The 22,085-nt window shown below is 53.4% G+C and carries 20 protein-coding genes; 4 read left to right on the forward strand and 16 right to left on the reverse strand.

All coding sequences use genetic code 11. From position 1 onward, the window contains the following. Window positions 1-360, reverse strand: a complete 360-nt coding sequence (gene hinT / locus O9K67_RS15030; protein ID WP_061494873.1) for a purine nucleoside phosphoramidase — start codon at window positions 358-360, stop codon at window positions 1-3. Window positions 361-700: 340 nt separating this feature from the next. Between hinT and fhuE the strand changes: the two genes are divergently transcribed. Then, on the forward strand, window positions 701-2,908 hold the full coding sequence (fhuE, locus tag O9K67_RS15035) for a ferric-rhodotorulic acid/ferric-coprogen receptor FhuE (RefSeq protein ID WP_061494871.1): 2,208 nt from the start codon (window positions 701-703) through the stop codon (window positions 2,906-2,908). Between the two features lie 113 nt (window positions 2,909-3,021). Here the strand turns inward: fhuE and ptsG are convergent, their stop codons facing one another. The 14 genes from ptsG to yceD form a co-directional block, all read right to left on the reverse strand. Then, complete coding sequence (gene ptsG, locus O9K67_RS15040; RefSeq protein ID WP_061494870.1) at window positions 3,022-4,455, reverse strand: PTS glucose transporter subunit IIBC; 1,434 nt, start codon at window positions 4,453-4,455, stop codon at window positions 3,022-3,024. A 298-nt stretch (window positions 4,456-4,753) separates the two neighbouring features. Further along, window positions 4,754-5,548 carry a metal-dependent hydrolase gene (locus O9K67_RS15045; RefSeq protein WP_061494869.1) on the reverse strand — a complete coding sequence of 265 codons (795 nt, stop codon included), beginning with the start codon at window positions 5,546-5,548 and terminating at the stop codon, window positions 4,754-4,756. 10 nt (window positions 5,549-5,558) lie between these two features. Next, window positions 5,559-6,563: a DNA polymerase III subunit delta' gene (gene holB, locus O9K67_RS15050; protein WP_061494868.1), complete on the reverse strand. Its 1,005-nt coding sequence runs from the start codon at window positions 6,561-6,563 to the stop codon at window positions 5,559-5,561. After that, window positions 6,560-7,201 (reverse strand): dTMP kinase, encoded by a 642-nt coding sequence (gene tmk, locus O9K67_RS15055; RefSeq protein ID WP_061494867.1) that lies wholly within the window; start codon window positions 7,199-7,201, stop codon window positions 6,560-6,562. Before tmk ends, holB begins: the two co-directional genes overlap by 4 nt. Next, window positions 7,191-8,213, reverse strand: coding sequence for a cell division protein YceG (gene yceG / locus O9K67_RS15060; protein WP_061494866.1), 1,023 nt, complete (start codon window positions 8,211-8,213; stop codon window positions 7,191-7,193). The genes tmk and yceG overlap by 11 nt, the downstream gene beginning before the upstream one ends. Next, complete coding sequence (gene pabC / locus O9K67_RS15065; protein ID WP_061494865.1) at window positions 8,210-9,025, reverse strand: aminodeoxychorismate lyase; 816 nt, start codon at window positions 9,023-9,025, stop codon at window positions 8,210-8,212. Before pabC ends, yceG begins: the two co-directional genes overlap by 4 nt. A gap of 111 nt (window positions 9,026-9,136) precedes the next feature. Continuing rightward, window positions 9,137-10,378 (reverse strand): beta-ketoacyl-ACP synthase II, encoded by a 1,242-nt coding sequence (fabF, locus tag O9K67_RS15070; protein WP_061494864.1) that lies wholly within the window; start codon window positions 10,376-10,378, stop codon window positions 9,137-9,139. An 89-nt stretch (window positions 10,379-10,467) separates the two neighbouring features. Continuing rightward, window positions 10,468-10,704 carry an acyl carrier protein gene (gene acpP, locus O9K67_RS15075; protein ID WP_000103754.1) on the reverse strand — a complete coding sequence of 79 codons (237 nt, stop codon included), beginning with the start codon at window positions 10,702-10,704 and terminating at the stop codon, window positions 10,468-10,470. A 154-nt stretch (window positions 10,705-10,858) separates the two neighbouring features. After that, window positions 10,859-11,593 (reverse strand): 3-oxoacyl-ACP reductase FabG, encoded by a 735-nt coding sequence (fabG, locus tag O9K67_RS15080; protein ID WP_061494863.1) that lies wholly within the window; start codon window positions 11,591-11,593, stop codon window positions 10,859-10,861. 12 nt (window positions 11,594-11,605) lie between these two features. Beyond that, window positions 11,606-12,535: an ACP S-malonyltransferase gene (fabD, locus tag O9K67_RS15085; protein ID WP_061494862.1), complete on the reverse strand. Its 930-nt coding sequence runs from the start codon at window positions 12,533-12,535 to the stop codon at window positions 11,606-11,608. A gap of 16 nt (window positions 12,536-12,551) precedes the next feature. Continuing rightward, complete coding sequence (locus tag O9K67_RS15090; RefSeq protein WP_061494861.1) at window positions 12,552-13,505, reverse strand: beta-ketoacyl-ACP synthase III; 954 nt, start codon at window positions 13,503-13,505, stop codon at window positions 12,552-12,554. Between the two features lie 6 nt (window positions 13,506-13,511). Further along, complete coding sequence (gene plsX, locus O9K67_RS15095) at window positions 13,512-14,600, reverse strand: phosphate acyltransferase PlsX (protein WP_082794156.1); 1,089 nt, start codon at window positions 14,598-14,600, stop codon at window positions 13,512-13,514. A gap of 79 nt (window positions 14,601-14,679) precedes the next feature. Beyond that, the gene (gene rpmF / locus O9K67_RS15100) at window positions 14,680-14,853 is read right to left on the reverse strand and encodes a 50S ribosomal protein L32 (protein WP_020457446.1); all 174 of its coding nucleotides are present in this window, start codon (window positions 14,851-14,853) and stop codon (window positions 14,680-14,682) included. A gap of 16 nt (window positions 14,854-14,869) precedes the next feature. Next, window positions 14,870-15,391, reverse strand: a complete 522-nt coding sequence (gene yceD, locus O9K67_RS15105; RefSeq protein ID WP_061494859.1) for a 23S rRNA accumulation protein YceD — start codon at window positions 15,389-15,391, stop codon at window positions 14,870-14,872. Between the two features lie 141 nt (window positions 15,392-15,532). Here yceD and O9K67_RS15110 point away from each other — a divergent pair, with 141 nt between their 5' ends. Next, window positions 15,533-16,117, forward strand: a complete 585-nt coding sequence (locus O9K67_RS15110; protein WP_061494858.1) for a Maf family protein — start codon at window positions 15,533-15,535, stop codon at window positions 16,115-16,117. Between the two features lie 86 nt (window positions 16,118-16,203). Continuing rightward, on the forward strand, window positions 16,204-17,355 hold the full coding sequence (locus O9K67_RS15115; protein WP_061494857.1) for a dienelactone hydrolase family protein: 1,152 nt from the start codon (window positions 16,204-16,206) through the stop codon (window positions 17,353-17,355). A 39-nt stretch (window positions 17,356-17,394) separates the two neighbouring features. Here O9K67_RS15115 and rluC read toward each other — a convergent pair whose 3' ends face one another. After that, complete coding sequence (rluC, locus tag O9K67_RS15120) at window positions 17,395-18,348, reverse strand: 23S rRNA pseudouridine(955/2504/2580) synthase RluC (RefSeq protein WP_061494856.1); 954 nt, start codon at window positions 18,346-18,348, stop codon at window positions 17,395-17,397. A 572-nt stretch (window positions 18,349-18,920) separates the two neighbouring features. Here rluC and rne point away from each other — a divergent pair. Further along, window positions 18,921-22,079, forward strand: a complete 3,159-nt coding sequence (rne, locus tag O9K67_RS15125) for a ribonuclease E (RefSeq protein ID WP_061494855.1) — start codon at window positions 18,921-18,923, stop codon at window positions 22,077-22,079. Window positions 22,080-22,085: the final 6 nt, after the last annotated feature.

Genomic DNA, 22,085 nt, shown 5'->3' on the forward strand with positions numbered 1-22,085 from the left:
TTACAGGCCTTTATGAGCCAGCATCGGCCCAAGCGCCCGTCCGCCAAGCAGGTGCATATGAATATGATAAACCTCCTGCCCGCCATGACGATTACAATTCATGATCAAACGATAACCGTCTTCGTCAATACCTTCATCACGGGCGATTTTCGCCGCCACCGTCAGCATACGCCCAAGCGTCTGTTCATGCGCTTCGGTCACGTCGTTAACGGTAGGGATGAGGATATTCGGCACAATGAGCACATGCGTGGGTGCTTGCGGGGAAATGTCACGAAAAGCGGTGACCAGCTCATCCTGATACACAATGTCTGACGGAATTTCGCGGCGGATAATTTTACTGAAAATGGTTTCTTCGGCCATGACGTTTTCCTTTTTTGAGCGCGGGGAGATGCCCGCAGCCGTCGTCAATTACTTGCCCTAGAGTATGATCGAGTTTCTCTTGTCGTTTCAACCAAAACGCTGTTTTTCTTTCCTCTTTCAGGCACCGCTGGCGCAGGAATAGACAACCCTTCCCTCTCGCGACGGTGAAACAGCATTTCAGTAATAAATCTTACATCTGTTTACATCCATTTAGTGAATGCGTATATTTCGCATTTGCATTTTCATGCGCAATTACTGCCAGGCCAATTAAAAATGTACGCCTGCCGCGACAACGTATCGCCGCCGGGCACTCCCTCTAACACACCAGTAAGGTTTATTCATGTCTTTAACTCATCACGCCAGGAAAGCCGCGCATCCGTTAGCCGCCACACCGTCTCTGCTTGCCACGTACATTGCGCTGGCGTTGGCACCTTCTGCTGCCCTTGCGACTGATAAAACATCTGAAGATACCGTGGTTGTAGACAGCGCAGCGCTAAGCACCTCCGACAGTCAGGATCAGGACTACAGTGTTAAAACCACAACAACCGGCACCAAACTGTTGCTGGTGCCACGCGATATTCCGCAATCTGTGAGCGTGGTTAGCCAGCAGCGCATGCAAGATCAGCAGCTGAACACGATTGAACAGGTTCTGGACAATACCATTGGCGTAAACGCCTCGCGTATCGACTCGCACCGGACAAACTTCTTCGCACGCGGTTTTTTCATCAGTAACTTTGCTTATGAAGATATGCCGACCTTCCTGGATAACCGCTGGAACTTTGGCGATACCGCTGGCGATACAGCCATTTACGACAAAATTGAAGTGGTACGCGGTGCCGCAGGTCTGATGAGTGGCACGGGTAACCCGTCAGCCTACGTCAATATGGTGCGTAAGCATGCGGACAGTAAAGAGTTCAAAGGCGACGCAACTGCAACGTACGGAAGCTGGGATAATCAACGCTACGTCCTCGACTTACAGGCACCATTAACAGAGTCCGGTAATGTGCGAGGCCGCATGATCACCGGCTACCAGGATAAAGATTCGTGGATTGAGCGTAACCATTACCGCAAAAAATTCCTCACCGGTGTTGTAGATGCAGACCTCACTGATTCCACCACTCTGTCTGTCGGGTATGACTATCAGGAAAGCCAGGAAGACAGCCCGACCTGGGGCGGTTTCCCGTCGATGTACAGCGATGGTAGCCGTACGCACTTTCGCCGTGGCTTCAACACAGCGGCTGACTGGGCTTACTCCAACATGGACTCCACAAAAATTTTCGCCAATCTGACGCAGCGTTTTGATAACGGCTGGGAAGCGAAAGTTAACGCCATGCATGCGGAAACCAATTTTGACAGCAAATTGATGTATATCGATGGCTATCCGGATAAAAACACCGGTCTCTACGATGCCTCACAATGGCAAGGTGCCTGGGGCGGCTGGAACCGTGGTGAGCGTAAACAGGACTCTGTGGATGCATTCGTGCGCGGCGGCTACGATCTCCTCGGTCGTCAACATGAAGTGATGTTTGGCGGTAGCTACAGTCGTCAGCGTAACAACTATGACAACGCTTATCCGGTGAATGATAATTCCGGTCTGATGGACGTTGGCAGTATCAATCGTTACAGCGGCAATACGCTTGCTGACCCCACCTGGTCAGACTGGGCGCTCTATCAGCGGGATGTGATCCGCCAGAAATCCGTTTATGCAGCAACCCGTATTTCGCTGGCGGATCCCCTGCACCTTATTCTGGGTGCGCGTTACACCGAGTGGAGCGCAAAATACAACCTGGAACGTAAACCGGATGAAATCCGCAACAGCAAGTCCGATGATGTAACGCCGTATGCGGGGCTGGTTTATGACATCGATGACACCTGGTCTGTGTACGGCAGTTATACCTCTATCTTTGAGCCTTCAAGCCAGCGCGATATCAACAGCGAGTTCCTCGACCCGACGACAGGTAAAAGCTACGAAGCCGGGGTGAAAGGCGACTGGTTTAACACGCGCCTGACGGCAACGTTTGCCCTATTCCGCACCGAGCAGGATCACGTTGCTGTTTCGACGGGCGAGTACATCCCGAACTCTGGTGGCCAGACGGCGTATAAATCCGTGAACGGCACCGTCAGCAAAGGGGTTGAATTTGAACTGAATGGCGCACTGACCGACAACCTGCAACTGACTTTCGGTGCCAGCCGCTTTATGGCGGAAGATGGTGACGGTGTTGCGGTTAACCCGGAACAAGCGCGTACGACGATGAAGTTGTTTACCCGCTACCAATTACCGATGTTGCCAGAACTTGCTTTTGGTGGTGGTGCCCGCTGGCAAAACAAAAGCTGGCAGGATATTAAAGGCCCGAATGGCGATACCCGTATCACCCAGAGCGGCTACACCGTGGTTGACCTGTTTACCCGCTATCAGGCCACTAAAAATTTCGCGATTCAGGCCAACCTGAACAATGTGTTCGATAAAGCGTATTACGATTATCTGGGCACCTATGGGGTTTATGGCGCGCCGCGTAACTTCTCTATCAGCGCCAACTACCGTTTCTGATAAGCGTGCTAAAGGCTAAGGGAGCCTGATGGCTCCCTTTTTTATACTCTCGCATCATTACACCCCATAAAAAAGGGAGCCATCAGGCTCCCTCAGTCTCCCCAGACTATGGCTTAGTTGTTACGGATGTATTCATCCATCTCGGTTTTCAGGTTATCGGATTTCGTACCGAAAATAGCCTGCACACCGGAACCCGCCACAACCACACCCGCAGCGCCCAGTTTCTTCAGGCCAGCCTGATCCACTTTCGCTACGTCAGCAACGCTGACACGCAGACGCGTGATGCACGCATCCAGGTTGGTGATGTTTTCTTTACCGCCAAACGCCGTAACCAGAGCCGGAGCCATTTCGCTGGTTGCACCAGCTTTACTCTCTTCAGTGGTTTCTTCACGGCCCGGGGTTTTCAGATCCAACGCTTTAATCAGCACACGGAACAGGGTGTAGTAAACAATCGCATAACCCGCGCCGATGACCGGGAACAGCCACAGTTTGCTGCTGTTGCCGCTCAGTACGATGAAGTCAATCAGACCGTGAGAGAACGATGTACCGTCACGCATACCCAGCAGGATACAGATCGGGAATGCCAGACCAGCCAGAATCGCGTGGATGACGTACAGGATCGGCGCAACGAACATGAAGGAGAACTCGATCGGCTCGGTGATACCGGTCAGGAACGAGGTCAGCGCTGCGGAGATCATGATACCGCCCACTTTCGCGCGGTTTTCCGGTTTAGCAGAGTGCCAGATAGCAATAGCGGCAGCCGGCAGACCGTACATTTTGAACAGGAAGCCGCCAGACAGTTTGCCTGCAGTCGGGTCGCCTGCCATGTAACGCGGGATATCGCCGTGGAAAACCTGACCTGCTGCGTTGGTGAATTCGCCAATCTGCATCTGGAAAGGTACGTTCCAGATATGGTGCAGACCGAACGGTACCAGGCAACGTTCAATAAAGCCGTAGATACCGAACGCAACAACCGGGTTCTGGTAAGCAGCCCACTGAGAGAACGTCTGAATAGCGGTACCGATCGGCGGCCAAATAAAGGACAGGATCACACCGGTGAAAATCGCAGCCAGACCAGAAATGATCGGCACGAAACGCTTACCGGCGAAGAAGCCCAGGTACTCAGGCAGCTTGATACGGTAGAAACGGTTGAACATGTACGCTGCGATCGCACCGGAGATGATCCCTCCGAGAACACCGGTATCAGCCAGGTGTTTTGCGGCGATTTCTTCAGCAGGTAAATGCAGAACCAGCGGCGCAACAACAGCCATGGTCTTCACCATGATGCCGTAAGCAACAACCGAAGCCAGAGCTGAAACACCGTCGTTATTGGTGAAGCCCAGTGCAACACCGATAGCGAAGATCAGCGGCATGTTGGCAAAAACGGAACCGCCCGCTTCGGCCATAACATGGGAAACCACTGCTGGCAGCCAGCTGAAGTTTGCAGAACCGACGCCCAGCAGGATACCTGCGATAGGCAGTACGGATACTGGCAGCATCAGCGATTTACCGACCTTCTGCAGGTTAGCAAATGCATTCTTAAACATAATTGAGAGTGCTCCTGAGTATTAGTGCTTTTTTTACGCTTTTGCGCATTGGCGCGGGGGGAGAGCCGCGCCGTGGGAAGGGCATCTAAGCGCCCCTTATTTATTACACAGAGTAAAATAAATCGATTTGGCTTTGTTTGATGGCTATCACGTTTCAGCCAGCGCGCGCTGCAAAACTCACGTTAATTTACAAAAGCCGCATGCCTTCGAATGAAAATAGCCCCTCACCGCCTTTTTTATGGCGGTGAACTTTACTCTGATCGTTTATTAATTACGAGCCCTAAAATAAGCTGAAATTTCAGGCGGATTGCAGACGGGAGGGATCGATATGGAACAGACTGGCAAAGTTTTGCGTGGTTTGCCGGGCCAGTTCCTCAACGGAAACGCCCTTCAATACCGCCATATATTCAGCAACATCTCGCGTCATGGCTGGCTGGTTTTCCTTACCACGGTGGGGCACTGGCGCGAGATACGGTGAGTCCGTCTCGACCAGCAGTCGATCCAACGGAACATAGCGTGCAGCGTCACGAAGCTGTTCAGCGTTGCGGAACGTCACAATACCGGAGAACGAGATATAAAAGCCCATATCCAACAATTTGCCAGCCGTGTCGCGATCTTCCGTAAAACAGTGCAGAACGCCGCCACACTCAGTCACCTTCTCTTCCTGCAGAATAGCCAGCGTATCGGCGCGGGCATCGCGGGTGTGCACAATAACCGGTTTGTTCAGCTCACGGCCAATGCGGATATGGTTACGGAAAGAGATCTGCTGTTGCGGTTTGGTTTCAGGCGTATAGAAATAATCGAGGCCGGTTTCCCCCATCGCTACCACACCAGGTTCGGCTGCCAGCTGGCGTAAGGTCTCGACCTCATAACTTTCGTCCTGATTGAGCGGGTGCACGCCACAGGAGAACACCACGTTGTCACGCTCCCCTACCAATTCTCGCATCGTGCGGTATCCCGGCAGCGTGGTGGCAACAGCAAGGCAAAATTTCACATCACGCGCGGCGGCTTTCGCCAGCACGTCATCCACGTCTTTGTGCAAAGCGTGATAATCAAGACCATCAAGATGGCAGTGCGAGTCGACTAAAAACATAATGTCTCTCTTAAAGATGGGATACAGGAAGCACCGCACCTGGTTGCAGGTAGCGTTCCAGATTTAACAACAGATCGGTCAGCAAAAGTTCGCGGTTCACACCGGGCACATTCAGCAATTGCTCCCGGCAGGTAAACAGTGCATGTAAGAGCGCGTGCAACGTGTCGCCGCGCATCTGGCGAGCAAGAGCGTACACCAACACAGAGGCGTCCACATTACTGAGCAGGGTCGCGCCTTGCTGAACTTTCAGCGCATCCAGAAACAGCGATGACATCCATTGCAGACGCTCAGCAACCCGTTCATGGTTCAACGCCGGTAACACAGCGAGCCAGTCACCACTTTGCAGCGCTGTATCGACAGCCTGGCACAGCGTCAGCCGTTGCGACCAGCATTCTTCCTGCAATAATGCTTCCGCAGCGCCTGGTGACCCGGCACTCAGGCGAAGCGCGGTCAGTAGCGTCTCCGACGATGCCGTCACTTCCCGGCCAAGCCATGCGCTGGCATAGTTTTCTGCAGGAGGCGCAAGGTGATGCAAACGACAGCGGCTGCGCAAAGTCGCTAATAATCGTGCGGGTTCACGGCAGGCAAGGAAAAACCATGTCTGCGCTGGCGGCTCTTCGAGGGTTTTGAGTAACCCATTAGCGGCTGCATCCGTCAGCAGAGCGGCATCGTGAATCCATACTACTTTTGCGCCGCCCAGCCGCGCGTGTTCATACAATTTTTCGCTAACTTCGCGTACCGCATCAATCCCTAATGCAGTTTTGCCTTTTTCCGGCGTCAGCGTGTAATAGTCCGGATGCGTGCCTGCCTGCATAAGCTGACACCCCCGGCAATGACCACAACTTTTGTGCCCTTGTGGCGTCTGGCATAACAAAAAACGGCTGATCGCATAGATCAAGGCGTCTTCCCCCATGCCAGGCAATGCATGGATCAGTAATGCGTGGTGCCCACGTCCGGCCTGATAACTGGCTACCAGTTGTTCAAAGTCCGGCCGCAGCCACGGATACCATCTCATGCGCCCTGCTCCTGGACCCATGCCATAATGGTCTGACGAATATTTTGCATAACATCCTCCAGCGGCTGGGTCGCATCAATGGTGCGAATGGTGCCATCCTGCGCCGCCAGTTCAAGGTAACGGGCTCGCGTCCGGTTAAAGAACTCCAGCGACTCCTGTTCAATGCGATCCAGCTCGCCACGCGCACGCGCGCGTTTTAGTCCGACTTCTGGCGTCACATCAAGATAGAGGGTTAAGTCCGGACGGAAATCCCCCAGCACCGCATCACGTAAGGTGGCGAGCATCGCCTGATCAATGCCGCGACCACCGCCCTGATAAGCCTGGGTGGAAAGGTCGTGACGATCGCCAATAACCCACTGACCTTGCGCCAGTGCCGGTTTGATCACCGTTTCAACTAACTGTACACGGGCAGCATAAAACATCAGCACTTCAGCTTTGTCGCAAATGACCTCGTCACCTACAGAGCGAATATCCAGCACCAGGCTGCGCAGTTTTTCCGCCAACAGCGTCCCACCAGGCTCACGCGTGAATACCATTTCATTCACGCCAGATTCTTTAAGCGTGCTCACAATGACATCACGTGCCGAGGTTTTACCGGCGCCTTCAAGCCCTTCAATGACAATGTATTTACTGCCCATTTTTTTCCTTAAGTACTTTCAGGTATTCCTGCACTGACCGGTTATGGCTGGCGAGATTGGTGTTAAACGTGTGCCCGCCTTTGCCGTCGGCCACAAAATAGAGATACGGCGTCTTCGCGGGATGCGCCGCCGCTTTCAACGACGCTTCTGCCGGAATGGCAATTGGCCCCGGCGGCATGCCGCTTATTACATAGGTATTATATTCCGTCGGTGTATCCAAATCGGCGCGCGACAGCTTACCATTATAACGCGCGCCCATCCCGTAGATCACCGTCGGATCGGTCTGTAGCTTCATGCCAACGCGTAACCGGTTAATAAATACCGATGCGACCTGATCGCGCTCACTGGCCACAGCAGTCTCTTTTTCAATAATTGAGGCCATGGTAACCAGCTGGTTCTGGTCTTTGTAGGGCAGCCCTTCCATTCGCCCCTCCCAGATCTGCTCAACAGCCCGCACCATCTTTTGATGCGCGCGCTTTAGTAATGCCACGTCGGTGGTGTTGGCGGTGTACATCCACGTATCAGGCCAGAACCAGCCTTCCACCCACTCCGGATGTTCCAACTTCAGAGCCTGCGCTACTGTAGCGTAATCATCATCTTTCAGTGTGTGTTTGATCCACGGTGCGTCACGCAACTGCTTAAGATAGTCACTCAACCGCATACCTTCGACCAGACGCAGCGGGAACTGCGCTTCTTTACCGCTTGCCAGCAACTGCAACATTTCACGAACGGTCATACCTGGCGTAAAACGATAGGTCCCGGCTTTAAAGTGCGAGAGATCCGGTTCCAGCTTAAGCAACCACTGGAATACCCGCGGACGGTTGATCACCTTCTCGTTGTACAACTGTTCACCCAAGGCAAGACGCCCCGTTCCGGCCGGTAGGGAAAAAATGTGTTCTTCCTTGATCAGGATCGTGCTGTCAGCCAATTGGCGAACCTTCCACACACCTGCTCCCGCTGCGATAACCATCGCCGCCAGCAGGAGAAGAACAAAACGTAACATTTTCTTCATGACTGATTTATCTGCTCACACAGGGGGGATAAAAAGTGATACAAATCACGCGCGGTCCAGTGGAGATCACCCCACTGCCGAACCGGGACTACCGGCATCAGCGCGTTGCAAATAAACACTTCATCTGCTTGCTGCAACACATCCTGCCGCGCATTCACTTCGACAACGTTAAAACCTGAAGATGCCAGTTGCCGCATACAATATTGGCGCATAATGCCATCAACGCCGGCCTGATCCAGGCGGGGAGTAAAAACATCCTTGCCCCGACGCCAACAAAGATTGGCCGCACAACACTCAGTGAGCCAGCCATCGCTGTCCAGTACCAGCGCTTCATCAGCCTCAGTCTGTTCCAGGTGAGCGCGGATCAGTACTTGCTCCAGCCTGTTAAGATGTTTAATGCCTGCCAGCAGAGGGTTTCGCCCAAGACGAACCGGACTGAGCACCAGCGTCACGCCATCCTGCCGCCAGCGCTCGTAATGCGCCGGGTTAGCGGAAACAGAAAGGATACGCGTAGGAGTAATACAGTTTGCCGTACTATAACCTCGACCGCCTGCGCCGCGGCTGATGATGACTTTTACGACACCATCGACTTTTTCCTTCGCCAGCGTGCTCATCTCCCGCTCCAGCACTGGCCAGTCGGCGAACGGAATAAATAAACGCTCACATGCTTGCCGTAAGCGTTGCAGATGTGCAGCCAGAAACTGGATCTGCCCGTCAATAATGCGCGCAGTGGTAAAACAACCGTCGCCAAATTGTGTTGCCCGGTCAGTGGCGGCAAGCGTTTGCTGCTCAATGCCATTAATCAAGAACATAGAGGCTCCTTATGCGTGGCCGGACAGTTTGGCAGGATGAAAAGCAGAGAACAAGCGGAGAAAACCGAATAGAAAAGGCCCGACAAGCGGGCCTTAATATGGCTCAGATAATCAGACTTTTTTGAAGATCAGCGAACCATTAGTACCGCCGAAGCCAAAGGAGTTACACAGAGTGTACTCCATGCCGCTGACCTGACGCGCTTCGTGTGGCACGAAGTCCAGATCGCAACCTTCATCCGGGTTATCCAGGTTGATGGTTGGCGGAACGGCCTGATCGCGAAGCGCGAGAATTGAGTAGATAGACTCAACAGCGCCTGCAGCACCTAACAGGTGACCGGTCATGGATTTGGTGGAGCTTACCATCACGCGTTTTGCTGCGTCGCCAAATACCGATTTCACCGCCTGCGCCTCAGCTTTATCACCCGCCGGAGTGGAGGTACCGTGTGCGTTCACATAGCCAATCTGCCCCGGCTCAATGCCAGCATCACGCAATGCATTGACCATCGCCAGTGCCGCGCCCGCACCGTTTTCCGGTGGAGAAGTCATGTGGTAGGCATCACTGCTCATGCCAAACCCGATGATTTCTGCATAAATTTTCGCGCCGCGTTTTTTCGCGTGCTCGTACTCTTCAAGCATAATGATACCGGCGCCATCGCCCAGTACAAAACCATCACGGTCTTTGTCCCACGGACGGCTTGCCGCCTGCGGGTTGTCATTACGGTTGGAGAGTGCGCGCGCTGCGCCGAATCCGCCAACGCCCAGCGGGGTACTGGCTTTCTCTGCACCACCAGCGAGCATCGCATCAGCATCGCCATAAGCAATGATACGCGCCGCATGACCGATGTTATGCACGCCGGATGTACACGCCGTTGCAATTGAAATGCTCGGACCACGCAGGCCGAACATGATGGTCAGATGGCCTGCCACCATGTTCACAATCGTCGACGGAACGAAGAACGGGCTGATTTTACGCGGTCCACCGTTGACTAGAGAGCTGTGGTTTTCTTCAATCAGGCCGAGACCGCCAATGCCGGAGCCAATCGCTGCGCCAATACGGGATGCGTTCTCTTCGGTGACTTCAAGGCCAGAATCATGCATGGCCTGTACGCCAGCCACAATTCCATATTGAATGAAATCATCCATCTTGCGCTGTTCTTTGCGCGAGATGATGTCTTCACAGTTAAAATCCTTTACTAAGCCAGCAAATTTGGTTGCATAGGCGCTAGTATCGAAATGGTCGATCAGGCTGATGCCACTCTGACCGGCAAGGAGAGCTTTCCATGTAGACTCTACGGTATTGCCGACAGGAGACAACATGCCCAGTCCGGTCACAACTACACGACGCTTAGACACGTTTGTCCTCCAGGGAGGGATAAATAAAGAGATTCGTGGGATTATTAGATAAAACTCAGGCGGTCGAGTGACCGCCTGGAGATGTTCACTTACGCCTGGTGACCGTTGATGTAATCAATGGCAGCCTGAACGGTGGTGATTTTCTCAGCTTCTTCGTCCGGAATCTCAGTATCAAACTCTTCTTCCAGAGCCATTACCAGCTCAACGGTGTCAAGAGAATCAGCGCCCAGGTCTTCAACGAAGGAAGCATTGTTGGTAACTTCTTCCTGCTTAACGCCCAGCTGTTCGCCGATAATTTTCTTAACGCGTTCTTCGATAGTGCTCATACTCTTAAATTTCCTATCAAAACTCGCTTTCGCGATGGTTTTCGTAGTGTATAAAATGTTGAAAAATTTGCAACTAAATCCCGGCAGTTCTTACCACGATTTTACGCTATTCTGAGGCTTTTCCCCCTAATAACGCAAATAAATTTCATCGTGGTTAAACCATATACATTCCGCCGTTGACGTGCAGGGTTTCACCAGTGATGTAACCTGCCTCGTCAGAGGCTAAAAATGCAACCGCGCTGGCGATTTCCTGAGCGCCGCCAAGACGGCCCGCAGGAACCTGCGCCAGGATACCCGCACGCTGATCATCAGACAGCGCACGCGTCATGTCCGTTTCAATAAAGCCCGGAGCAACAACGTTCACCGTAATACCGCGGGACGCAACTTCACGCGCCAGCGATTTACTGAAACCGATAAGACCCGCTTTAGCCGCAGCATAGTTGGCCTGACCAGCATTTCCCATGGTACCGACCACAGAACCGATAGTGATAATACGCCCATGACGCTTTTTCATCATAGCGCGCATTACCGCTTTTGACAGACGGAAAACAGATGAAAGATTGGTATCGAGGATATCGTTCCACTCGTCATCTTTCATGCGCATCAGCAGGTTATCACGGGTGATACCGGCATTATTAACCAGAATATCAACCTCGCCAAACTCCGCGCGGATATTTTCCAGAACGGATTCGATAGATGCTGCATCGGTCACATTCAACAGCAGACCTTTACCGTTCGCACCTAAATAATCGCTGATCGCCTTAGCACCATTTTCGCTGGTCGCAGTACCGATAACTTTTGCGCCACGCGCAACAAGCGTCTCAGCAATTGCACGGCCAATACCGCGGCTTGCACCGGTAACCAGCGCGACTTTTCCTTCAAAACTCATGGTTTTCCTCTTTTATTGCGCAAGTGCCTCAGACATCGCGTTCGGCTCATTGAGGGCCGATGCAGTCAGGGTGTCAACAATACGTTTTGTCAGACCAGTGAGGACTTTACCCGGGCCAACCTCATACAGGTGCTCAATGCCCTGCGCCGCCATAAACTCAACGCTCTTCGTCCACTGAACTGGGCTATAAAGCTGACGCACCAGCGCGTCACGAATCGCTTCCGGCGTTGTTTCGCACTTCACATCCACATTATTCACAACCGCGATCTGCGGTGCATTAAACGTAATGCTGTTCAGCTCAGCGGCCAGTTTTTCTGCGGCAGGTTTCATCAACGCACAGTGAGACGGTACGCTGACCGGTAACGGCAGAGCACGTTTCGCGCCAGCGGCTTTACAGGCTGCGCCAGCGCGTTCAACCGCTTCTTTATTCCCTGCAATGACGACCTGCCCCGGTGAGTTATAGTTCACCGGCGACACCACCTGACCTTCGGCAGACTCTTCACAGGCTTTGGCAATCGACGCATCATCGAGACCGATAATTGCCGACATGGCGCCTGTTCCTTCCGGGACAGCTTCCTGCATAAATTTACCACGCAGCTCAACCAGACGTACCGCGTCAGCGAAAGCCAGCACGCCTGCGCACACCAGCGCAGAATATTCACCGAGACTGTGCCCCGCCATCAACGCAGGCGCTTTACCGCCCTGCTGCTGCCATACGCGCCACAGCGCGACGGAAGCCGTCAACAGCGCTGGTTGCGTCTGCCAGGTTTTATTCAGTTCTTCCGCTGGGCCTTGTTGTACCAGCGCCCAGAGATCATAGCCCAGCACCGCAGAAGCTTCAGCAAACGTCTGTTCAACCACCGGGTAAGTTGCAGCCATATCAGCCAGCATACCAACCGTTTGGGAACCCTGCCCGGGGAACACAAATGCAAATTGCGTCATGTTTTTATCCTTATACTCAGAAACGAACCAGCGCGGAGCCCCAGGTAAACCCACCACCGAACGCTTCGAGCAGGATCAACTGACCCGGTTTAATGCGCCCGTCGCGTACCGCTTCATCAAGCGCGCTGGGAACGGAAGCCGCAGAAGTGTTGCCGTGACGATCTAACGTCACAACAACATTGTCCATCGACATACCCAGTTTTTTCGCTGTCGCGCTGATAATTCGCAGGTTAGCCTGATGTGGCACCAGCCAGTCAAGCTCGCTGCGCTCCAGATTATTGGCCGCCAATGTTTCATCAACAATACGCGCCAGTTCAGTGACCGCCACTTTAAAGACTTCATTACCGGCCATTGTCAGGTAAGTGGAGTTTTCCGGCGTCACGCGATCCAGATTCGGTAACGTCAGCAGTTCACCATAGCTACCATCCGCGTGAAGATGTGTAGAGATGATACCCGGCTCTTCAGATGCACCAAGTACAACAGCGCCAGCACCGTCGCCAAACAGAATAATCGTCCCGCGATCTTCCGGATCCAACGTCCGCGCCAACACATCAGAACCAATCACCAGTGCATGTTTCACCGCGCCGGTTTTAACATATTGATCGGCGATGCTCAGCGCATAGGTAAAACCAGCGCAGGCTGCAGCAACATCAAACGCCGGACAGCCTTTGATCCCCAGCATATTCTGAATCTGGCAAGCCGCGCTCGGGAATGCATGCGTCGCGGATGTCGTCGCAACAATGATCAAACCAATCTGATCTTTATCGATGCCGGCCATTTCCAGCGCGCGTTTAGCGGCCTCAAAGCCCATGGTCGAAACAGTTTCGTTTGCAGCGGCGATGCGGCGCTCACGGATCCCTGTACGGCTGACAATCCATTCATCAGACGTTTCGACCATTTTTTCCAGATCGGCGTTTGTTCGAACCTGCTCGGGCAGAAAGCTGCCGGTACCAATAATCTTCGTATACATGTACGCTCAGTCACTCTCGGGTAATATACACACACTCTGATTTTCGTCGCTTGATGCAGGCGAAGCAGGATGGGCGTACACAGATTCCAGGCGAGCGGCAATCCGTTGTGGAACCTGCCGCTGCACCGCCTGCACTGCCTGTTCAATCGCGACGGTAAAGGCTCGCTGATTGGCTGCACCATGACTCTTAATCACCGTGCCGCGCAATCCTAACAGACAGGCGCCATTATACTGGTCGGGGTTGAGGTGACTGAATCGCCTTGTCAGGCTTTTTTGTAACCAACGCTTTAATAAAATCAGCCACCACGACCTTTTTTGCCCCTCGCCCTGAGATTTCAGCAACGAAAGGAACATTCTGACAACACCCTCCATGGTTTTTAATGTGACATTTCCTGTGAAACCGTCACAAACCAATACATCCGTTTTGCCGGTGAGCAATTCATTCGCTTCCAGATAGCCAATGTAGTTCATTGCTGGAACCGAGCGTAATAATGCAGCAGCATCGCGGATACTGTCATGGCCTTTGGTTTCTTCTTCACCAATATTCAGTAACGCAACGCGCGGATTTGTAATCCCAAGGATCTCTTCCGCCATGACTGCGCCCATTACCGCAAATTGCGACAACATTGTACTGTCACAATCCACATTAGCGCCAAGATCCAGCACTACTGTTTTGCCCTTTTGCTGATGAGGCAACACCGTCACCAACGCCGGACGCTCAATACCTTCAATCGGTTTGAGCAACATTTTCGCCAGCCCCATCAACGCGCCAGTGTTACCTGCACTCACGCAGGCTTGGGCGCGCCCTGCTTTCACCAGTTCAAGCGCAATGCGCATTGAACTACCGCGACTGTTACGAATAGCCTGCGCGGCACGCGCATCACTGGCAATAACTGACTGTGCAGGAACGATAAGCAAACGCGAACGCTGCTCGAAATCAGCTTTGGCAAGTAATGGCGTGATAGCGTCGGGATCGCCGACTAAAAGAAGATTGAGTTGAGAATTAGAGTTCAGTGCCTGCAAAGCTGCAGGCACTGTCACGGAAGGACCAAAATCCCCTCCCATGACATCTAACGCCAGGGTTAGACGTGTCAAGGTATCGTCGCAGCCTGGTTCGGTTTATCCCCGCTTACGCGGGGAAATCCTCACTAAGCTTCATCACGCTTGCGCGTGATTACTTAGTGATAACCTTGCGACCGCGGTAGAAACCGTCGGCGGTAACGTGGTGACGCAGGTGGGTTTCACCAGAAGTTTTGTCTACAGACAGGCTGGTGACTGCGGTCAGCGCGTCATGGGAACGACGCATGCCACGTTTGGAACGGGTTGGTTTATTCTGTTGTACGGCCATGGACCTTACTCCTTAATTACTTACGCTTTAAGCTGGCTAATACGGCAAATGGATTTGGTTTTTGCGCTTCATCAGGCAATTCACCAAAGACCATGTCCGCCTCGGACACTTCACAGTGTTCAGAATCATGCACCGGAACTACTGGCAAGGAGAGAATGATTTCATCCTCAACCAGGGCCAGCAGATCGATTTCACCGAATTCGTTAACCTCAATCGGCTCATACGCTTCCGGCAGTGCTTCAGCCTGCTCATCTGAACGCACAGGACTGAAACAATACGTTGTGTGAACATGATGGGTGAACGGCTTCCCGCAGCGCTGGCATTCGAGCGATACCGTTACCTTCGCCTCTCCGGTTAACACGGCAAGACGCTGATTATCGATAGCGAACGACATGGAGCACTCCACATCACTGTCCACGCTGACTACAGACCCGGCAACACGCTCAACTTGCTCGGGGGTATAGATACCCTCGTAATCAAGGCGTTTTTGAGCCGTACGAACCGGATCAAGAGTCAGGGGTAATTTTACCTTTTGCATAGGGCGCGCATATTAACTTTGTAACGTCATAGAGTCAAAGAAAAAGGCAGCCTGAGGTTGCCTTTTGCCAATAATTCGCACACATTGCGGCCTACAGTTTAAAATGCCTGTCATTGTTAAGCCATATTTGGTGAAAAAAATATGTCTGCTCTCATCCTTGCTTCAACGTCTCCGTATCGTCGCGCCCTGCTGGAAAAACTGGGGTTATCTTTTGAATGCGCTGCACCGCACACCGACGAAACACCGCGCCCTGGCGAGTCTCCACGCCATCTGGTCCAGCGCCTGGCGCAAGAAAAAGCACAATCACTGGCACACGCCTGGCCCCAACATCTGATTATTGGTTCAGATCAGGTCTGTGTGCTTGACGGTGAAATTACCGGTAAACCTCACACGGAAGAAAATGCGCGCCAGCAATTAATGAAAGCCAGCGGAAATATCGTCACTTTTTATACAGGTCTTGCGTTGTATAATTCGGCAACCGGCCACATACAGACTGAATGTGAACCTTTCGATGTCCACTTTCGCCGCTTGAGTGAGCAGGAGATCGACGATTATGTGCGTAAAGAGCGCCCGCTGAATTGTGCTGGCAGCTTTAAGAGTGAAGGCCTGGGGATCGCGCTGTTTGAACGCCTCGACGGTCGCGACCCGAATACACTGGTGGGCCTGCCGTTAATTGCCTTATGCCAGATGCTGCGACGTGAGCACTGTAACCCGCTGTTAAGTTAATGCTTTACCGATCACAGATTCTTTTTTAATCACCCCTTACATTCATCACCAATATTGAAACAATGTTTTAATTAAAAGGAGGGGTGATGAATATTTTCCGCAGCCTGGCGCTGACGCTAACTCTGCTGGCGTCCGTTAACGCCACTGCACAGGAAGAGTGGCAAACGCAGGGCATTGTCGAAGGTAACCTGCCCGCTGGGTGGCAGACGTTGAAAGCACAGATGCACTACCCTGATTCTTGGTTATCCGGGAAATATAGCCATTTCTCGCAATGGCAAACCCACAGCCGCCGGTTATTTCGCAACGCACTGCTCACCCCAAATGCAACACAACCTTTTGCTCCACACGCTATTGCTAACGAGGATCGCGGCAGCTATATCGCCGAAAAGCTGGCGATAACAATCACGGATGATAATCGCATCGCTGCACTGCTACTCATGCCCAAAACGCCCGGCCCCCACCCTGCCATCGTATTACTTCACGATCACGGTTCAAAATTTGATATTGGCAAAGAGAAGGTGATCCGTCCCTGGGGTGATGCAGAAAAACTGGCCAGCGCGCAAGCCTGGGCCGACAAATTCTTCAGCGGTAAATTTATTGGCGATGAACTGGCGAAGCGCGGTTATGCGGTCATTGCCATCGATAGCCGCGGCTGGAGCGATCGCGGTCCAATGGTTTACGAGCAGCAGCAGGCGCTGGCAAGTAACTACTTTAATCTTGGTCGCTCACTCGGTGGAGAAGTGGCCTATGAAGATATGCGCACGGTGGATTTTATCGCTTCTCATCCCCAGGTGGACAAACAGCGTATCGGCGTGGTGGGATTTTCGATGGGCGGTTTCCGCGCATGGCAACTGGCGGCGCTGAGCGATAAGGTCGCAGCGACGGCCGTAATTTCATGGTTTGGTACCTACAATGGCCTGATGCAACCGGGGAATAATGTTCTGCGTGGGCAATCCGCCTTTTATATGTTGCACCCCGGCATGCCTGCGCATATGGACATTCCCGATATCGCCAGCATCGCAGCGCCGAAACCCATGCTGATTTATAGCGGCGGCAAAGACAAACTGTTCCCGGCGGAAGCTGTGCAGGAGGCGTTCACAAAAGTGGAGAAGATCTGGTCATCACAAAATGCCAAAGACAAACTGGTCACAAAAACCTGGCCAGAACTGGGGCACGTTTTCTACCAGGAACAGCAGGATGAGGTTTTTCCGTGGCTGGATAAATGGCTAAAACCCTAGCCGAAGCACTCTTCCCCTCTCCGGACGAGAGGGGAAATATCATTTAGCATTACGCAGGACGTGCAGGCAGTGTTTGAGCGCATCATCCAGCGGTGCTTCAATACGCAGCGTTTCGCCAGTGTGCGGATGGGTAAACTTAAGCGCAGCTGCATGCAAAAACAGGCGCGACAAACCGGTTGAGGCCAGTTGCTTGTCAAATTCACGGTCGCCATAACGATCGTCAAAAGCAATGGGATGCCCGGCATGTTGCGTATGCACACGGATCTGGTGCGTCCTGCCCGTCACCGGACTGCAACGCATCAGCGTGGCGAACGCATAGCGCTCCTCCACTTTAAAGCGGGTTTCCGAGGGCTTGCCTTCACTGTTCACACGCACAATACGCTCACCGCTTTGCAGGATATTTTTCAGCAACGGCGCCTGCACCACTTTGACATGGGACTGCCATTGCCCACGTACCAACGCCAGGTAATCTTTCTGCATATCCTTGCCGCGCAACTGCTCATGCAGAGAACGCAGTGCTGAACGCTTTTTCGCCACCAGCAGGACACCGGAGGTATCACGATCAAGACGGTGCACCAATTCAAGGAACCGCGCCTCAGGACGTAACACCCGCAGCCCTTCGATCACGCCAAAACTCAACCCACTGCCGCCATGCACTGCCGTGCCGGAAGGTTTATTCAGCACCAGGATATGATCGTCTTCGTAGAGAATGACATCGCTTAACTGAGCGACTTTTTGCAGATGCGGCGAAACAGCTTCTTCTTCTCTCTCCGCCACACGTACTGGTGGAATGCGCACTTCATCACCGGCTTCCAGCTTGTACTCCGGTTTGATGCGTTTTTTGTTCACCCGCACTTCGCCTTTACGCAAAATGCGGTAGATCATGCTCTTGGGCACACCTTTTAGTTGGGTGCGCAAAAAATTATCGATGCGTTGCCCCGCTTCGTCAGCGGAAATGGCAACAAATTTTACGGATGGCGTCTCAGTTTTCATGGGTGGCGATTCTAAATAGCCTGGATGATTAGCGCCACTCATTTTTATATGCTTATATTTACCTTTGAACCTGGCTTGCTGCGTTTTACACAGTTGATTCGGCGGTTATTAAACCGATCCGTGGTCAAAGGTGAAAAAACTGTGAGTAACCGGGTGATAAATGGTAAAAGTCAGCTTGCTATAACAGGGTTCGCAAGGAATAATGTTGCCGTTTTCCGTGTTGAATTTTGCTAAAACAAGTAAATGAGCGGAATGACCAGTTTTGCCTGTCCGATCATACACGCAGCAATGGCGTAAGACGTATTGAACTTTCAGGCAGTTAGCGGGCTGCGGGTTGCAGTCCTTACCGGTAGATGGAATCTTCTCTGGAGAGTTTTTCCCAGGCTGTTCCCCTGATAATTGCGCTGTGTTTTCCACAGGAAATACAGGCAGCCGACACACTGCGCCTCTTAAGCGAACGACAACCGTGAGGTTGGCGACGTGAATAGTCACGAGGCCATCGGTTCTCCCCCGGAAAGGCGTCATCATGCCCGCAGCTTAGTCGTCAATGTAAGAATAATGAGTAAGTTACGATGAAAAGAATGTTAATCAACGCAACTCAGCAGGAAGAGTTGCGTGTCGCCCTTGTTGATGGGCAGCGCCTGTACGACCTGGATATCGAAAGCCCGGGTCACGAGCAGAAAAAAGCGAACATCTACAAAGGCAAAATCACCCGCATTGAACCGAGCCTCGAAGCTGCATTTGTTGATTACGGAGCTGAACGCCACGGTTTTCTCCCTCTTAAAGAAATCGCCCGCGAATACTTCCCTGCCAGCTACAACGCCCATGGGCGTCCGAACATCAAAGATGTGCTGCGCGAAGGTCAGGAAGTCATTGTTCAGATCGATAAAGAAGAGCGCGGCAACAAAGGCGCGGCGCTTACCACCTTTATCAGCCTTGCTGGCAGCTACCTGGTATTGATGCCAAATAACCCACGTGCGGGCGGTATCTCCCGTCGCATCGAAGGCGACGACCGCACCGAACTGAAAGAAGCGCTGTCCAGTCTGGAACTGCCGGATGGCATGGGTCTTATTGTCCGTACAGCAGGCGTGGGCAAATCTGCCGAAGCACTGCAGTGGGATCTGAGCTTCCGTCTGAAACATTGGGAAGCCATCCAGAAAGCCGCAGAAAGCCGCCCGGCGCCGTTCCTGATCCACCAGGAAAGCAACGTGATTGTGCGCGCTTTCCGCGATTACCTGCGCCAGGACATCGGCGAAATCCTGATCGATAACCCGAAAGTGCTTGAGCTGGCCCGCCAGCATATCTCCGCGCTGGGTCGTCCGGATTTCAGTAGCAAAATCAAACTGTACACCGGCGAAATCCCGCTGTTCAGCCACTACCAGATTGAGTCGCAGATTGAGTCTGCCTTCCAGCGTGAAGTGCGCCTGCCTTCCGGCGGCTCTATCGTTATTGATACGACCGAAGCACTGACCGCTATCGACATCAACTCCGCTCGCGCAACCCGCGGCGGCGATATCGAAGAGACGGCGTTTAATACTAACCTGGAAGCGGCAGACGAAATTGCCCGTCAGTTGCGCCTGCGCGACCTTGGCGGCCTGATTGTTATCGACTTCATCGACATGACGCCAGTACGTCACCAGCGTGCTGTGGAAAACCGTCTGCGTGAAGCGGTGCGTCAGGACCGTGCGCGTATTCAAATCAGCCATATTTCCCGCTTCGGTCTGCTGGAAATGTCCCGCCAGCGTCTGAGCCCGTCGCTTGGCGAGTCCAGCCATCACGTTTGCCCACGCTGTAGCGGCACTGGCACCATTCGTGACAACGAATCCTTGTCGCTGTCTATTCTGCGCTTGATCGAAGAAGAAGCGCTGAAAGAAAACACGCAGGAGGTGCATGCCATCGTTCCGGTGCAGGTCGCTTCTTACCTGTTGAACGAAAAACGTGCTGCCGTCAGCGCTATCGAAGCCCGTCAGGGTGGCGTACGCTGCGTGATCGTTCCGAACGATCAGATGGAAACCCCGCACTACTCCGTACTGCGCGTGCGTAAAGGTGAAGAGACCCCGACCCTGAGCTATCTGCTGCCAAAACTGCATGAAGAAGCAATGGCGCTGCCGTCTGAAGAAGACGTTCCGGAACGTAAACGTCCGGAACAACCAGCGCTGGCCACTTTCGTCATGCCAGATGTTCCGCCAGTACCACAAGCGCCTGCGCCTACACCTGCAGTCACTGCACAGCCAGCCTCTGTCGTCGCCCAGTCCTCGCCGGGTCTGCTGGGCCGTTTCTTCTCCGCACTGAAAGGCCTGTTCGCCAGCGAAGCTGCGCCTGCATCGGTTGAAGTGAAAGAAGAAGAGAAGAAAAATGCGGGCGAGAAACAAGATCGCCAGCAGGATCGTCGTAAATCCCGTCAGGGCAACCGTCGCGATCGTAATGAGCGCCGAGATTCCCGCGGTGAAGGTAATGAAGCGCGTGAAGGCCGTGACAACCGCGAAGGCCGCGAAGAAAATCGCCGCAATCGCCGTGAAAAATCACAGCAGAATGCAGAGGCCCGCGATGTTCGCCAGCCAGTTGCCGTAGAAGAGGCTGATAAGGCGAAGCCGCGTGACGAGCAGCAACCGCGCCGTGAACGCAATCGCCGCCGTAATGATGAAAAACGTCAGGCGCAGCAGGATGTGAAAGAGCTGAGCCGCGATGAACAAACTGCGCCGGAAACGGAACAGGAAGAGCGTGTACAGACGATGCCGCGCCGTAAGCAGCGTCAGCTGAACCAGAAAGTCCGCGTTGGCGAGCAGAATGCAGAAACCGTTGTTGAAAAGGATGCTGTCCAGGACGTACCCGCTCCACGCACTGAACTGGCGAAAGTCGAGCTGCCTGTCGTTGCAGACAGTGCCAACGCACAGGAACAGGATGAGAACGGGGATACGCGTGAAAACGCGATGCCGCGCCGCTCACGCCGTTCACCGCGCCACCTGCGCGTCAGCGGTCAGCGTCGCCGTCGCTACCGCGATGAGCGCTACCCGTTGCAATCCGCAATGCCATTGACCGTTGCCTGCGCATCGCCGGAAATGGCCTCCGGTAAGGTATGGATCAGCTATCCGGTTGCGCGTCCTCAGGATGAGCAGCAGGTTCAGGACAGCGAAGTGGAACAGAATGTCGCCACTGAGCAGGATGTCGCTCCCGCTATCGCCGAAGCGCAACTGGTCGCCAGTCAGCCCGCTGAAGCGCCAGAAGCGTCTGCTCCGGTTGAAACGGCCGAAACTGCAACCGCTGAACCTGCGATTGCTGAACCGCAAACGCCTGTTGAAGCACCTGAACCTGTCGTCGTTGAAACCACGCATCCGGAAGTCATTGAAAGCCCGGTAGAGGATCAGCCGCAGTTGATTGCTGAGGAAGATCGCACCGTCGCTGAAGCGGTGGTTGAAAACGTGCAGCCAGCACAACCCCCAGTGGTTGCAGAACCGGTGGCTGAAACTGCCGTGGCCGAAGACGTAACGGAAGAAACTGCGACGCCGGTTATCGAAGTGCCGGTCATCCCTGCAGCAGCGCCGCCGGCGGCACGTAAGATTGCCACTGCGCCAATGACTAAAGCGCCTGCGCCAGCCTACGTGCCGGAAGCACCGCGTCATAGCGATTGGGTACGTCCGGAGTTCGGATTCACAGGTAAAGGAGCGGCAGGCGGCCACAGCGCCACGCACTCCGCTACCGCGCCGGCAACAAAACCGCCGTCAGTCAACTAACCCGAC

Origin of the sequence: Kosakonia oryzendophytica, from assembly GCF_027886705.1 — a bacterium.
GTDB lineage: Bacteria > Pseudomonadota > Gammaproteobacteria > Enterobacterales > Enterobacteriaceae > Kosakonia > Kosakonia oryzendophytica.